This is a genomic window from Mesorhizobium sp. Cs1299R1N1 (genome assembly GCF_037179655.1).
In the GTDB taxonomy this organism is placed as follows: Bacteria; Pseudomonadota; Alphaproteobacteria; order Rhizobiales; family Rhizobiaceae; genus Mesorhizobium; species Mesorhizobium salmacidum.
The window spans coordinates 22,128-34,628 of record NZ_JAPYKR010000019.1; the positions used below are offsets into that span (position 1 = coordinate 22,128).

Here is a 12,501-nt window from a genome sequence, read left to right on the forward strand (position 1 = left end):
TTATGGAAAAGATCGCTGGCAGGATCTTTTTGACGCTGATGGCTGTGGCCCTAGGCGCCTTGCTGTTTTTGGTCGCATACGCGGCTACAGACTGGTACAGGACCGGTTCGCATTTTCTTTTAGAGAGCCTGAATGCGGACCCACGGCCAGCCTTCGGCTACGCTTGGACGGACTTGAAGGCCGGAAGCTTCGCAAAGGTTCAATACGCCGGCGCCGCAGCCGTATTCGGCTTCGTCCTGCCGCTCGTCATCGCATTTCTTATGCGGCCCCCGAAGCGCAACGACGCGAAATTCATGTCAATGGCGGACGTTCGCCGGGCCGGCCTGCTGAAGCCGAGGGGAATCTTCATCGGACGGGCCGGCGGCAGGCTGGTCAATGTCTTTGCACCGCACCGCGACCGGCGCACGGGCAAATTGCGCCTGACGCGGCCGAGAGTTCGGGGCGGCAAGAAACTTTGGATCGAGGGCGATGACGTCGGCGGCTTCGTCATTGGACCGCCGAGGTCCGGCAAAGGCGCGGCGTTGATCATCCCGAACGCGCTGATGTGGCCACATTCGCTCGTCGTGCTCGACCTTCGCGGCGAGACCTACGAAGCGACAGCGGGTTATCGGGCTACCTTCAGCCAGATCGTCCGCTTCGCGCCGGCCGACCGCGATGGCAACACCGCCTTCTATAATCCGATGGACTTCATTTCCCTCGATTCGGCTCAACGGGACATCGACCTGCGCAACATGGCGGCCGCACTCTTTCCGCGGCCACCTGCGAACGCCGATCCTTATTGGGTCAACGATGCGCGCCTCCTCTTCACCGGCATTGCCTCTTACGTGATGGAGTCCCCGCAGATCGCCGACGAGAACCGCAGCTTTGCCACCATTCTCAAGATCATGAACGGCACCGACGAGCCGATTTTGGAGTTCCTGGCGAGCTTGCGCGACAACCGCCGGCATGAAGTGTCCGATTTCACGCTGCAGACGCTTCTGCCCTACGCGGATATGGCAGAAAAGCAGTTTTCCGGCCTTTATGCCGGCGTTCGAACCGGCATGGCGCCCTTCTTGAACGAGCGGCTGATGCGGGCAACCTCGCGGAGCTCCTTCGACATCCGCAATCTCAAGAGCGAGCGGGTCTCGCTCTATCTCGATTTTCGGCGCGAGCAGATGGCTTCGCTCGGCCCGCTGTTCAATGTGCTCATCACGCAGATGATGAACTTCATGTCAGAATCCATGCCACGCCCCGGCGAGCATCAGGTGCTTGTCCTGCTGGATGAATTTCAGAACCTCGGCAAGCTTGAGAAGGTAACGGACATGGCCACGGTCCTTGGCGGCCACGGCGTGCCGATATGGTTTTTCGTGCAGTCCCTAAAATCTGTCGATGAGATCTACCGGAAAGAAAGCCGCGAAACGCTGATCAACGCTGCCCGAGTCCAGATCTTTTTCGGCGCCCAAGAGACCGACGATCTGCGCTACGTCTCTGAGCAGATAGGCGAAACGTCCGAATCTCAGAAGGACGTCACCAGAACCCAGGCCAGCCTTTTCGACACATATTACACGCGCTCCGTTCACAACAGGCAAGTACGTCGGCCGCTCATGCGCCCCGACGAAATCCGCACCATGGATAAGAGCAAGCTCGTCATTCTGCCGCGTGGCGAAAACGCAATCCTTGCAACCCGCAATTTCTATTTCGCTGATCGTGAACTCTCCAAGCGCGCTTTCATGGAACTGCCAGAAAGTGCGAACGCAATGCACGCCAAACCCGTCACTGCCACCGCTCCCCTCCCCTCCCCATTTGTCCAGTCGATTGTGCCGGTTGGGCCACGCTATCGTTCCGGCATCACACACTCGCGGCTGCAGCGCGGTGCGACTTTCGCTGCAAAAATTGGACGTGCCGACCATCCAGCCCCTCGCCGCCGCTTGCCCGGCCCGCAAAAGGCGGGCGTCGAGGCCCCCCTCATCCCAGCGGCAACGGTGGCGCGTGCAGCGCCAAACGCGATCGACTTTTCGGCTTTGGCGGCCCGCGCGGCGTCGACCAGGATCTCGCCGCAAAAGGAGGCCGTGATTGCGGCCATTCTCGGTCAGGCCAAATCCTTCCGCCCGCAGTCGGCGGATGCCGAGACATTCGACCGGAACTTAAGCATCGTTGCAGAAGCACTGCCGGACGTCGTGGACGAGTAATTTCTACCAGAGCCCCTCGGCAAGGTGAAACGGCACTCGCAGGAGCGTAACCAGGCTCCATTGCAAAAATATTTCCGCCTAGCGCCCAACCTTTGGAATTATCTTGGTCGAAAATCACTCAGAACCAAGTCACAAGGAGAATGTTCAGTGTTCGCTCCCAAGCCTCTGGACCGCTCCTCTGAAGGTTAGATCCGTCTTTTGGCCGGGCCATTTGAGCCCGGCCTTTTTCTTTAACTCCTCAGTTCCGAGGGCTTCGGAGTGAGACTCCGCGCTTCCGCGCGCCTTTGAGCAAATTGGATCATTACGTTACGCGCCCCATGCACTGGGTCGGTGTCTCCTCTTTACGTCGGCCAACTTCGGCGAGCCGCTAGGTGAGCAGACTTCGCGGAACAACGGAACCGGTGCGCTGCCCCCGCGCTGTTCTCTCCGGGGCTTCCGTCATGACCGTATGTAATCCCTGCGGCGGCGAGCGCCGCGTACACTCGTGCTGCAACGAAGATACTTGTCGGATGGCGCAGGAGCGCGGCGGCGGCGATGCGCCAGCCGATGTGCTGAGTGCTGTGTCGCTGGAGTTCGCTCTCCCGGACGTCTCCCAGTCGGAACGCTCCGACGCTCCGGGGGATTAGCCGTCTCTGAAAAAACCTCAAATGCTACAGCGACTTCGGACTCATGTTGGGGCAACCTCATATGCAAATTCCCGAATTTTAAGCATGTCTTCGCTCCGAAAGGGGGCCCTTTCGGCAGACGTGCTAGCGCTCGTATTCGTCGCCCTGGCTACGTTGCGTCTTGCGGTCCTGCTCGTCGGCCTGTCGGCCCTTTTGCTTGGCTGAATCCTTCTGCTGCTGAACGCGTTGTCGTGCCTTCTCGGCCTGCCGCTCCGACGTCTCGGGCTGACGCGTATCTTCTCGGGTCGGCAAATCGCGGCCGCGGGCTTCTCTTTCGGGCGCGGCGTCCCCGGCTCCGCCTGCGCCCTTTTGCTGCTCGTACTGGAGGCGGGCGAGACGATCGTGCATCTTGTCGTTTACGCCATCGCGGTATTGCTCGAAGCGGGTTTGCTCGGCGTTGGGGAGCGTGTCTCGCATCTGATCCAATGCCTGGTTCACACGCGCCATCTTCTGCCGCATTTCCAAAGGTGTCTGTGCCATTTCGCTAGCTCCTATCAGCCTGGTCAATTCTTTCATGCCGGGATGGGACAAGAACGACGATCGCCGCGGTCCCGCGGCACCCTTGGTGACAGCAGCGGCCGGCTTCTCGCCTGTCCGATGAATCTGGAGCGCATTGTTGCCGATCGCCTCGGCTGCAGTCAGCGCTTGGCCGGTCACGCCAGCCGCCCGCATCACGGCGGCGGTCTGCTGCCACATGCCGGCGATCGCCGCGCCACTGGCAACGAGCAATCCGCGGTCAATTCGACGCTGCCGCTTATCCTCCACGCGCGCGACCGTCTTGTCACTGACTTGGTAGCGCGGGTCGTTCTGCGCGCGTTTGTAGGCGCCTGCATGTTCCTTCGTGTACGGTCGGCTCGTCGCGTAATCGTATCGGCGGGTTGCGACCATCGCTATACCGCGTTGGCGCGCCTGCTCCGCGTAGGCTTCCCGCCAGGCATGGAGATCCGCCTTGTAGAATGTCAGCCGCTCGCCGTCGGCCGACCGCGCCTGCACCATGGCGTGGATATGGACGTGCTTCGTCTCGGCATGGTGTGCGAGCACGAACTTGTGCCCTGGCGCGCGCTCCTCGAGCACGGCACGCGCGGCCGCCATGATGGCATGCGGGTCCGTGCCGGCTCGAGCAGAGAAGAGCAGGTGATAGACGTTGCGGCGCTCCCGGCCGGACAGTTGCGGCCGCCATTGCTCATAGATTGCTGCGGCTGCCTTCATCGGCTGTTTGCCGGCAACCTCCTGTCCATTCGGCTGGCGAGCCTGCTTGTGCGACCGAATGAACTTTTGGAGAAAATATTGCGCCTTACGCTCGTTGCCGACGGCCGCCGTCACTTCCGCCGCCGCGCGAACACCGGCGTTACCCAGGGCTTCGCGCAAGCCGGCTTCGATCTTGTCGAGCGCTTTGCTGCGCGAATTTGCTCGGCCGGCTGCAAGAACCTTGGCAAGCGGTCCGGCGCGTTCCTCGGTGTGGCCATAGACATTGACGGTGTTGCCCTTGCGTGCATAGACGAACGGTTTCGATCCGAAGGCCGCATTTAAGGCAGCGGAAAGCGCCTCGTCCGAGACGTCGCCGCCGAGCTCGAACCGCACTTCGATGAAATTCGTATTCTCAAGTTGCGGCTCGAATGTCTGCGCGAATTGACGCAGAAAGCCGCGACGATCCTCCGCATTGGCGAGCCCCTGTCCGCTATCGGTGAAGATCTCGATGTCACGCTTCCCGCCGAGTTCAGTTTCGCGCGTGCCGATATAGGCGAGCAAGGCGGCGGCCTGGTTACCATTGGCCGCGCTCGACAAGACCTTGAACACAGCCGGCTGCGCGCCGGCGGCATAGGCCGCGCGTCCGGCACCGGCCCTCGCCTGACGCGTCGGCCGCGCGAGGTGTCGAGCGGACGGGAGCGCGTCCGACCTTCCGCCGCCACCGCTTCGGCGCCGCCATTCTTCTTCCTCTTCCTTGACGAAAGCTCCGAGTGCGAGGCGAAAAATCGCTATCGCCGCTTTGGCGTCCATGGAGCGCAAACTCTCGCTGGTGCCTTGCGGTCTAGCAGACAGCGGTATCGCGCGGGCGACCCCTCCCCGGCCTGTGGCCGAAACAGGGGCCCTTTTAATGCCGGGGCTCGCTCCTGGATGGTTCGCGCTCGTCGTCGACCATTTCCCGCCAACCTGGGGCAAAGGCCCGCGACCTGCGGCGACGCCACTCGCATGCAAGTTCATCGCTTTAAGATCGGCCGTCTCCCGACGGCTCGATTTCAAAAGCTTGTCATCATAAAGGTCCTCGAGATCGCCAGCGCCCGGTATGCGCAAATAGCGTTCGATCTCGGCAGCATATCCGGCAAGGCGGCCGCTCATGCCTTGACCTCCCTTCGTTTGCGCGGCCTCGCAATCATCGCCTTTAATTCTTCCCGGAACCGGCGCACGAGCTCGCCAACGGCGATCAAGGCACGCTCGAGGTCTTCGTCATACGGCACCCGGCCCTCATTCATCGCGCGGACCGCCTGATTGAAATTCACACCCACACGGCGAAGCTGGTCGGTGGCCTCCTCAATAGAGGGTCGCAGTTCGCCCGTCGCAGCCGGAAGAAAGCCAGCCTCGGTCCTCACAAGGCGGCGAACGACTTCGCTGACCGTCACCGACTCCCGATCAGCGATGGCGCGCAGCCGCTCCATTTCGACGCCTGAGAACCGCACGTGCAGGACCTCGCCATAGCGACGGGATGCATTCTGGGTTTCTGTTTCGTGGTTGTTGGGTCGCATCTTCAAGCCCGCTTGCGGGCGCTAAGGCCCTTGGGCCGCGCCGCCTTTTTCGTGTGTAACACAAAAAAGGCTATCCTGCCAAATACAAAAACAATCCTTCATAGAAATACACACACTTCCCTGAAGCCACCATTAGCACTAGCTCCCCATTACACTGAATGTGCGGATCAAATAAACATCGACGTTTGGAGACATTGTGCATTTTTAACTTATCGACAAGTCCCATCGTTGATATGTCTCTGCCGTAACATGTTTCCTTGCTGCGCTATCATTATGCTAACATGGAGACAAATCGCAACGAGCGGGAAATATGCCGGGGCTCTCGCGTGAGCTAGATGCGTCGGTTGCAAGATCGCGGCTTCGACGTGGTCATCGCAGATAGGGGTGATCGACTGTTCGGAATGTCCCTTCAAGGCGACAATTCGCCCTGCCAGCGCAATTTCAGGACTGCCCCGATACCTGTCCGATGAGCAGCGTGCTCCATTGTTGATCATAGTACAGAATGACCAACCTCGTTTTCCCTCTATTAACCGCGAATGCTATGAGGATTTGATCTCCGTTGGCTTTTTAATTTTTTGTCGCCGAGATGGGCGCACACTGATCCGCACGCAGAACGAGAAGCGGGAAATGCTCAAAGTCATAAGTGGTGATTGGCCCACCGGAATTTTGGTTAAATGCGGTGGCGTGTTTAACCCGCGGCCGAGCCACATGGAGTTTCGTGTGGGGTTTACGCGGGAGGAAAAAGTCGCCTTGCGAGATATAGCCCGCGCCGAACTTATCTCGACTGACAACACAACGGGCAGCGCCGTGGCGTACGGGCTTGCTGGTGCGGCAATTTTAGGTCCACTCGGTGCGCTTATGGGCGCTCAGGCAGCAAAAAACGGTCAGAAAACTTTGGCGGCTGTTGTCTTCAAGGACGGGCGTAAGGTGATTCTCAGCGGCTCCAGTGAAGAACTGGCTCCCATCATTGCTGCGGGCTTCGCGTGGGACAAGATGGCCCCCACGCTTCCTGGGACATCACCGCGATTAGATGCGGGCGCGATTGTCGAAGGCGAACGCTATGTTGACGAGCCGACGGCAAGTGCAGCTGCCGATGACTGGCAACGCAAGATCGAAGCCTACAAGGCAATTCCTTCTCCAGAAGCGCCAAAGCTTGAACTCCCGGACCGACCACAAGCAGGCGGAGTGCGTGCATTCGGGAGACGGCAGATTTCCAAACACTAGCCATTGAATTCCGTCACCGAGGCCGCACAGACAGGCGGTCCTCATTAGCAGCCAGACCGCTGCCCTAATCGTTCGGCAGTTTGTGCTTGTGGGTCTCGATGTAGTCCTGCACCGCCTTGCGCAGCAACTCGGTCATGCTGTGGCCATTGCTGATCGCGAGCAGCTTGAATTGGCGCTGCTCCCCGGCTGTAAGGTAATAGCCGCAGCGTACCATTTCCTCTTCGCGAATCCTTTTGCCAGCAACCGGATCCTTCTTCTGGCCCTGTCGCAGCATCTTGCGGAAGTCCGGGCTGGGCGGCACCGATGCAGTTTCAAGCTCCGGTGCCGCCGATGATGCGGCTGTAAGCGGCTGAGGGGCGGGATCGGATTTCGGAGCGATGAACATGCTCGGCAGCGTCGGCGGCTGTGTGGAGATCGCTCGCATCATGCGAGCCTTCTTGTCGACTTGTGTCTCGGGTGTGCTTTTCTCGGTCATGCGGCCTTCCTCATTGCTTCGATGAAGGTCTTGAGAACGTCATCAAAGACCCCTTCACTTTCGGCAATTGCCTTCGCATCAGGCTGATTTGGGCTGTAAAGTGTCTGGCCGCTTTGTAGGTCCCGATAGGCAACACGGTTTTGCAGCGCATGTTCGGCGATCGGCGTGCCGTTCGCCTGAATGATTGCGCGCAGTTCTGTCAATGCTCTCGCCTTCGCATCAATGATGGTCTGTTTTGTCAGGACAAACACGGCTGGCAGCGGCCGCCCACGCGTTTCGACCGCGAGCGGAATGTAGTGGTCAGTGATCTGGATTGCGGCGGTGACGTCGTCGAGCGCGAAAAAGATCGGCACCACGACAATGTCGGCGGCGAATAGCCCGGCCATGAGATTATCATTCGTGGTGCCTTCGGTGTCGATCAGCACCACGCAGCGATCACCATTGTGCAGCTCTGCCGCCTCCAGGATCTCGCGCGGCGTCGTGGCGCTGACGAGCTGCAGTGTCTCGGGACGATTGCCGGCCTCCTTGAGCATCTGTGCCCAACGGCTCATGTTTTGGCGAACGTCGCCGTCAATGAGGGTCACCGCGTAGCCGCGCTCGAGAGCAACCGATGCGAGCGCGCGCAGCAGGGTCGATTTGCCAGTGCCACCTTTGGCGATAGCGGCAGATATGATCATAGTTCAGGGGACCTCTGATGAACCGCTTTAATGTCAATCGCCTACCGGCATTGTCATACCCGTACCCAAAGTGTAGTGTCAATTTATGAGCGATCAACCGGACAGGGCAACCATTTTCAGGGCAGCTTTAGCTGAGATTTCGGTGCGAGACGGCTGCGACGCCGCTCTTGATTCGGCAGCCGCCACGCTGGCGCATTACAGCGCCCTTGCCTCCGTCGGCATGATGCGCCGGCGCGATCTGATTTTGATCGTGCCTAACAGCGAGGCGTGCAGAGCGGATGGTTAGGGAGATATTGGTGGCCGCAGCGGCGGCTGCGAGCGTCGGCGCCGCCGCTCAAGGCGATCAGTCCAAGAGCGACGGCAATCCGATGTGGCCCGCCGGACTGCGATGGAATTGCGAGACGGCGGCGAAAATTGTGTGTGAACGCGACGGCTCCTGCAAGCTGGCCAAAGGAGATGCTCCATTCCTGCTCAATTACGACAACAACAACATCGAGTTTGCGAACGGGAATGTCCGCATCAAGCGGCACTATCAGCAAACAGTGGAAGCCAGTCCTCTGCAAAGCGAAGTCAAGGTGGAACTCGCCGACAATCGGGTCATCTGGCTGACGGCGGTAGATGCCAGCCGCACCTATTCCGATGCCTGGGTCGGCGCTCTGACGGAATTGAAGGGCGGCGCCGTCCTTTTGGAATCCCAAGGCGTGTACTGCACCCCGCACAAGTGAGCGTCGCTCCAGGCCATGCACCGTACGAACTGCTAGCGGGCCATCATCTCCGGCCTCCGCCGTCCCTACGGCGCTATTGGGGGCGCGCTCCGGCTCCGGCTCTTTGGCCATGGGAATTGCGGCGACACAGAAGAAGATCCTTCGACGGGACCGGATTGCGGGTGGAAGAAGCCAAGTGCCACCAGCGGGCGATCACTGCAGGAAGGATTTCGCGGTTTGCTGATCGACCCCGGAAAGCAGACGTTCACAGTCAGACGATCATTGAACCTGCACCACTTGCCAGCCATCAGGTCCCTTGGAGAAAGCGACCACGCCATCACCTTCGTCTTTCCAGGAAGCGCGAAGCTTGTATTTCACGGTGCATTGCACCCCAGGTCCCATGGTGTTCTTGGAGCACTCTCCCAGCCGCAGCGTCACTTGATCAGAACTCTTTGCTCGCCGGAAAGCTTCCAAGGCCTCGGCCGGCGATGGAATCTCAAGGCCGGCTGCGACCAATTTCGCACACAGCGCCGGCTCGGACGCAATCGCTGCGGAGAGCTGGTCTTGTGTCGGATAAAGAGCCAGCGTACCGCTTATGCCGACCAATGTTCCCGATGCCGCCGCCATGATAAAGGCTCCCGCATTGAACATGATCACGGCTTCGGAAAAACGTTGAAAGTGGAGGCGATAAGATCCGTCGTATAGACTGTCTCGCCGTTGCGTTGGAAAGAGTTGTTGCTGATACGGCCTTCGACGAAGACGACATCGCCGGCCTTGGCGTTTTCTGCCACCCAGGTGGCCTGCTTCTCCTCCAGGACCGTCACCTGGACCCAGTCAGTGGCTTCCTTGGGAAGGCCTTGTTCGTCCCGCCAATTGCGATTGGTGGCGATGTTGACCCTCGTGCTTTTGTCGAAGCCGGCCACCGACCCGACATTGCCATGAATGGTGAACCTGTTGACGCTTTTCATCTGGGTAACTGCCTCTTTTGATGGAACTAATTTAGCCGCCCGGGGTGACTTGGGATTATGGTCTGCTAAGGTTGAACCAGGTGCGCTGCCGCAGCCCATTCGTGTCGTCGTAATCGATGTAGTAAGGCTTTGCGCGGCGCGGGCGTTGAATGTCGTAATAGGTGGTCGTTCGATCGTTATGCGCTCCGCTGGAAATATAGGTAACTTGGACCTGCACGGTGCGGTCGCCGAGCTGAATGGTCCCAGTCGGGCTTCCGTCGGCCCGACCATGCTGCATTCCAAAGCTGGCAAGCTGACCGAGATTGCCCGCCGCGATTCGGCACATGCTGGCTTGGCCTTGCCCCGGCCGGTCGGTAGCCGGCGCGTAAGGCGTCCACCCCTGCGGGCAAGCCTCGTACGGCTCGTAGCGGGCGCCCGACGAGTTGGCCTGCGGACAAGTCGGCCACGAAAAGCCCGGCAATCCCATGGCTCCGATCAGCCGATCTATTGGTGGATGACAAGAGGGCGTGCCCTGCCAGTCACCGGACAGACAAAGGAGGACCTGACACCCCCACTCGGATGCGAGTGATTTGGACGGAAGAGACGCGGCGCCCGCGAGAGCGGCAGCGCCTACAACGAGATATTTCAGCACGGTCGTGGCCCTTTTCTTGTGACGCTTTTTGACACTTTACTATGGATTTTGGTTCAGGAAAAGGGCAGACCGAACAGGCGGGATCGTGCGAATACATAGGTTTATGCTGCCAAATGAAGCGGGCGGGGTGAACAACCCCCTTCGAGACAATATCGCGGCGTTTCTCGACGCCGAGCGCCGTAAGCGAAAGCTTCGCCATCAAGACATGGCGGAACTGTTCAAAACGGCACCCGGTCAAGGGCTCGCGTACCGCACGTACATTCGGACCACAAGAAAGCGAAACAACGTGACGCTGCGCACCCTCGAACACATGGCCCAGGCGCTCCAGGTGTCGATCGCGACACTTCTGGGCGGCGGCGCTGAGGTAGAACCTTGGGCGCACAAACTCACCGAAAAATCCATTCGCACGCGCCTCGCCGCCATCATCAACAGCGAGCGTGAGCGCCGCAATCTGGTCCGCTATCAAATGGCTGAGCTCCTGGGTGTCTCTGACATCACTTTCACCAAGCTCGAGCGTGCGGCCGGCAATGTCAGTGTCGATACGATCGCCGCCGTCGGCGAGGCGCTCGGTCGCGATCCGGCGACCTTCCTGTTTCAGGAATCTGATAGCCAGCACCAACCGGCCTGATTGGCGCGGCCGATTCCCCAAGGCTGCTTTGCAACAGCCTCTTGCGGCCTTTCAGGTTGCTCTGCTGTCGCGGTTTTTGCGGCCTCGGCCGTCAGCCGGTCGACCAATCGTGACCAGAGAATGGCTTCAAGCCGCCGGAAGCGCCGTCGGATCTGGGGCTAAACGGTCGGCTGCTGAGTCTATTGCGGAAGCTTCCTGTGGACACCGCTTTTTTGAAGCCTGTCGGGTAAGATTTCAGGCCGAGATTGGGCCGAAATTTCGCAATCCAGTCGATCTGACGACGATGCACGACCACAATGTGATTGGGAAGGTTCCTGGCTCGCCATTGCCTGCGTTGCGTGACGCGCAGCAAACCGAGCGTGCTGGCTTTGCGCAGCGCATTCCGGACGGTGGTCGGCCCAACGCCGGCGCGATCGCCGATCTCCTTCACCGATCGGTCGCATTTGCCGTGCCGTCGGCAGTCCGACATGACGATGTAGAGAGCGGCGCTCTCCCCTTCGGTGAATTCGCCGGCGAACTCGGGCCGGACGGCCTGCATGCGGGCGAGACGCCGTTTGCGCGCCCATCGCACAGGATCTCGTCGGCCGCGGGCAGCCTCGCGCCGGCTTCGCTGGCTGCGGGGCCGTTGCGGATAACATGAGCGAGGCAGCGCGCTACCATCCGCGCGGGCCCTGTTGAGGTTGGCGCGGTGCTGGGCAGCCTTCTCGCAAAGCCGCTCCGCATCATCCTCGCCCAACGATTCCTCGCCGTAGAGCTTCCATATCTGGCGGCAAAAGTCGTCCAACTCGACCAATGCCCGGATGTTCGTGAGCCATAGGCTCAACGTTGAATACAGATCCATCTCTTTCCTCTCGCCAGGCCGTACAAAGCCGTGGCGCGGAAGCGCAATTTCTCTTGCAATGTCGGGAAGGACCGGCTACCGTCTCGCATAATCTTCGGGCGAGATCAGGAGCGCCAACTCCTGTAGCCTATTCCCTGGAAAAGCCGGCCTCCGCGCCGGTTTTTTTGTGCTCGGTTGCACCCTCCGTTCAGACTCGCTTGGCATGATTGCAAGGCGCGACATCCAAAGTAAAGTATCAAAATTCGGCAGATTGCGAGTCGTTGAGATCGCCGCCTGACAAGGCGTTCTCCTCAAAGTCGGTATTGCGGGCTGTCCGGTGCCTGACAATTGTCAGGTCCGCGCCGCTCCTGTTCCGACAGATCACGCAAGCCGCCAGAACGGGCGGGGACGAATGTGCCGGGGTTCGGCACGTTCAAGGTGAAGCACATACAGGAGCGCAAAGGTCGCAACCATCACCGATGATCGAGGCACCGCCGGATAAGAGGCTTCACCTTCATGCGGTCAACGCCACTTTAAGAACCCTTGGTTCCAACGTGTCGGTTCGACAAAATCAGGCGCAGACGAACGTGGTTCTTGGCACCGAGAGGCCCAAGCTCAATCGCGGGAGCCGCCACGATGGAGCACTAATGACGGGATCATTTTTGCTCAGCCTGCCCGAACCAGGCGCTCAGTTCGGCGCCTTTGAGCAAGCGAGCGCGGCCAATCCTTCAGGCGGCGAATTCCGATAGAAGGCCCTGTCGTGGCGTGCCTTCTAGCGGAATTTCGCTGGGGGACACTTT

At 59.9% G+C, this 12,501-nt stretch carries 14 protein-coding genes; 6 read left to right on the plus strand and 8 right to left on the minus strand.

The features are described 5' to 3' along the window. Positions 1-2 precede the first annotated feature (2 nt). The gene (locus tag O7A70_RS29835) at positions 3-2,168 is read left to right on the plus strand and encodes a type IV secretory system conjugative DNA transfer family protein (RefSeq protein WP_337143546.1); all 2,166 of its coding nucleotides are present in this window, start codon (positions 3-5) and stop codon (positions 2,166-2,168) included. A gap of 749 nt (positions 2,169-2,917) precedes the next feature. Here O7A70_RS29835 and O7A70_RS29840 read toward each other — a convergent pair. Further along, a complete protein-coding gene (locus O7A70_RS29840; protein WP_337143547.1) occupies positions 2,918-4,582 on the minus strand; it encodes a relaxase/mobilization nuclease domain-containing protein in 1,665 nt (554 codons plus the stop codon). Between the two features lie 584 nt (positions 4,583-5,166). Then, positions 5,167-5,580 carry a hypothetical protein gene (locus O7A70_RS29845; protein WP_337143548.1) on the minus strand — a complete coding sequence of 138 codons (414 nt, stop codon included), beginning with the start codon at positions 5,578-5,580 and terminating at the stop codon, positions 5,167-5,169. A 378-nt stretch (positions 5,581-5,958) separates the two neighbouring features. Between O7A70_RS29845 and O7A70_RS29850 the strand changes: the two genes are divergently transcribed. Beyond that, entirely contained in the window at positions 5,959-6,798 is an 840-nt protein-coding gene (locus tag O7A70_RS29850; RefSeq protein ID WP_337143549.1) for a hypothetical protein, read from the plus strand. Positions 6,799-6,862: 64 nt separating this feature from the next. Here the strand turns inward: O7A70_RS29850 and O7A70_RS29855 are convergent, their stop codons facing one another. Both O7A70_RS29855 and O7A70_RS29860 read right to left on the minus strand, forming a co-directional pair. Further along, positions 6,863-7,273 (minus strand): hypothetical protein, encoded by a 411-nt coding sequence (locus tag O7A70_RS29855; protein ID WP_337143550.1) that lies wholly within the window; start codon positions 7,271-7,273, stop codon positions 6,863-6,865. After that, a complete protein-coding gene (locus O7A70_RS29860) occupies positions 7,270-7,950 on the minus strand; it encodes a ParA family protein (RefSeq protein WP_337143551.1) in 681 nt (226 codons plus the stop codon). Before O7A70_RS29860 ends, O7A70_RS29855 begins: the two co-directional genes overlap by 4 nt. A gap of 85 nt (positions 7,951-8,035) precedes the next feature. On the opposite strand from O7A70_RS29860, the gene O7A70_RS29865 reads away from it, so the two are divergent. Together O7A70_RS29865 and O7A70_RS29870 are read left to right on the plus strand one after the other, a co-directional pair. Next, positions 8,036-8,236 (plus strand): hypothetical protein, encoded by a 201-nt coding sequence (locus tag O7A70_RS29865; RefSeq protein WP_337143552.1) that lies wholly within the window; start codon positions 8,036-8,038, stop codon positions 8,234-8,236. A gap of 10 nt (positions 8,237-8,246) precedes the next feature. Further along, on the plus strand, positions 8,247-8,675 hold the full coding sequence (locus O7A70_RS29870) for a hypothetical protein (RefSeq protein WP_337143553.1): 429 nt from the start codon (positions 8,247-8,249) through the stop codon (positions 8,673-8,675). Between the two features lie 258 nt (positions 8,676-8,933). Here O7A70_RS29870 and O7A70_RS29875 read toward each other — a convergent pair whose 3' ends face one another. The 3 genes from O7A70_RS29875 to O7A70_RS29885 are packed head-to-tail and all read right to left on the minus strand — an operon-like array spanning position 8,934 to position 10,082. Continuing rightward, positions 8,934-9,305 carry a hypothetical protein gene (locus tag O7A70_RS29875; protein WP_337143554.1) on the minus strand — a complete coding sequence of 124 codons (372 nt, stop codon included), beginning with the start codon at positions 9,303-9,305 and terminating at the stop codon, positions 8,934-8,936. A 2-nt stretch (positions 9,306-9,307) separates the two neighbouring features. Then, a complete protein-coding gene (locus O7A70_RS29880) occupies positions 9,308-9,622 on the minus strand; it encodes a single-stranded DNA-binding protein (protein ID WP_337143555.1) in 315 nt (104 codons plus the stop codon). 55 nt (positions 9,623-9,677) lie between these two features. After that, positions 9,678-10,082 (minus strand): hypothetical protein, encoded by a 405-nt coding sequence (locus tag O7A70_RS29885; protein ID WP_337143556.1) that lies wholly within the window; start codon positions 10,080-10,082, stop codon positions 9,678-9,680. Between the two features lie 274 nt (positions 10,083-10,356). Between O7A70_RS29885 and O7A70_RS29890 the strand changes: the two genes are divergently transcribed. Then, the gene (locus O7A70_RS29890) at positions 10,357-10,881 is read left to right on the plus strand and encodes a helix-turn-helix domain-containing protein (RefSeq protein WP_337143557.1); all 525 of its coding nucleotides are present in this window, start codon (positions 10,357-10,359) and stop codon (positions 10,879-10,881) included. 91 nt (positions 10,882-10,972) lie between these two features. On the opposite strand, the gene O7A70_RS29895 is transcribed toward O7A70_RS29890, so the two are convergent. Continuing rightward, positions 10,973-11,722 (minus strand): hypothetical protein, encoded by a 750-nt coding sequence (locus tag O7A70_RS29895; RefSeq protein ID WP_337143558.1) that lies wholly within the window; start codon positions 11,720-11,722, stop codon positions 10,973-10,975. Positions 11,723-12,180: 458 nt separating this feature from the next. Here O7A70_RS29895 and O7A70_RS29900 point away from each other — a divergent pair, with 458 nt between their 5' ends. Then, positions 12,181-12,450: a hypothetical protein gene (locus O7A70_RS29900; RefSeq protein WP_337143559.1), complete on the plus strand. Its 270-nt coding sequence runs from the start codon at positions 12,181-12,183 to the stop codon at positions 12,448-12,450. Positions 12,451-12,501 lie beyond the last annotated feature (51 nt).

Coding starts and splice junctions, on each gene's coding strand:
- O7A70_RS29835 (WP_337143546.1), top strand. CDS start 3: ATGGAAAAGATCGCTGGCAGGATCTTTTTGACGCTGATGGCTGTGGCC.
- O7A70_RS29855 (WP_337143550.1), bottom strand. CDS start 7,273: ATGACCGAGAAAAGCACACCCGAGACACAAGTCGACAAGAAGGCTCGC.
- O7A70_RS29860 (WP_337143551.1), bottom strand. CDS start 7,950: ATGATCATATCTGCCGCTATCGCCAAAGGTGGCACTGGCAAATCGACC.
- O7A70_RS29865 (WP_337143552.1), top strand. CDS start 8,036: ATGAGCGATCAACCGGACAGGGCAACCATTTTCAGGGCAGCTTTAGCT.
- O7A70_RS29875 (WP_337143554.1), bottom strand. CDS start 9,305: ATGTTCAATGCGGGAGCCTTTATCATGGCGGCGGCATCGGGAACATTG.
- O7A70_RS29880 (WP_337143555.1), bottom strand. CDS start 9,622: ATGAAAAGCGTCAACAGGTTCACCATTCATGGCAATGTCGGGTCGGTG.
- O7A70_RS29890 (WP_337143557.1), top strand. CDS start 10,357: ATGCTGCCAAATGAAGCGGGCGGGGTGAACAACCCCCTTCGAGACAAT.
- O7A70_RS29895 (WP_337143558.1), bottom strand. CDS start 11,722: ATGGATCTGTATTCAACGTTGAGCCTATGGCTCACGAACATCCGGGCA.
- O7A70_RS29900 (WP_337143559.1), top strand. CDS start 12,181: ATGATCGAGGCACCGCCGGATAAGAGGCTTCACCTTCATGCGGTCAAC.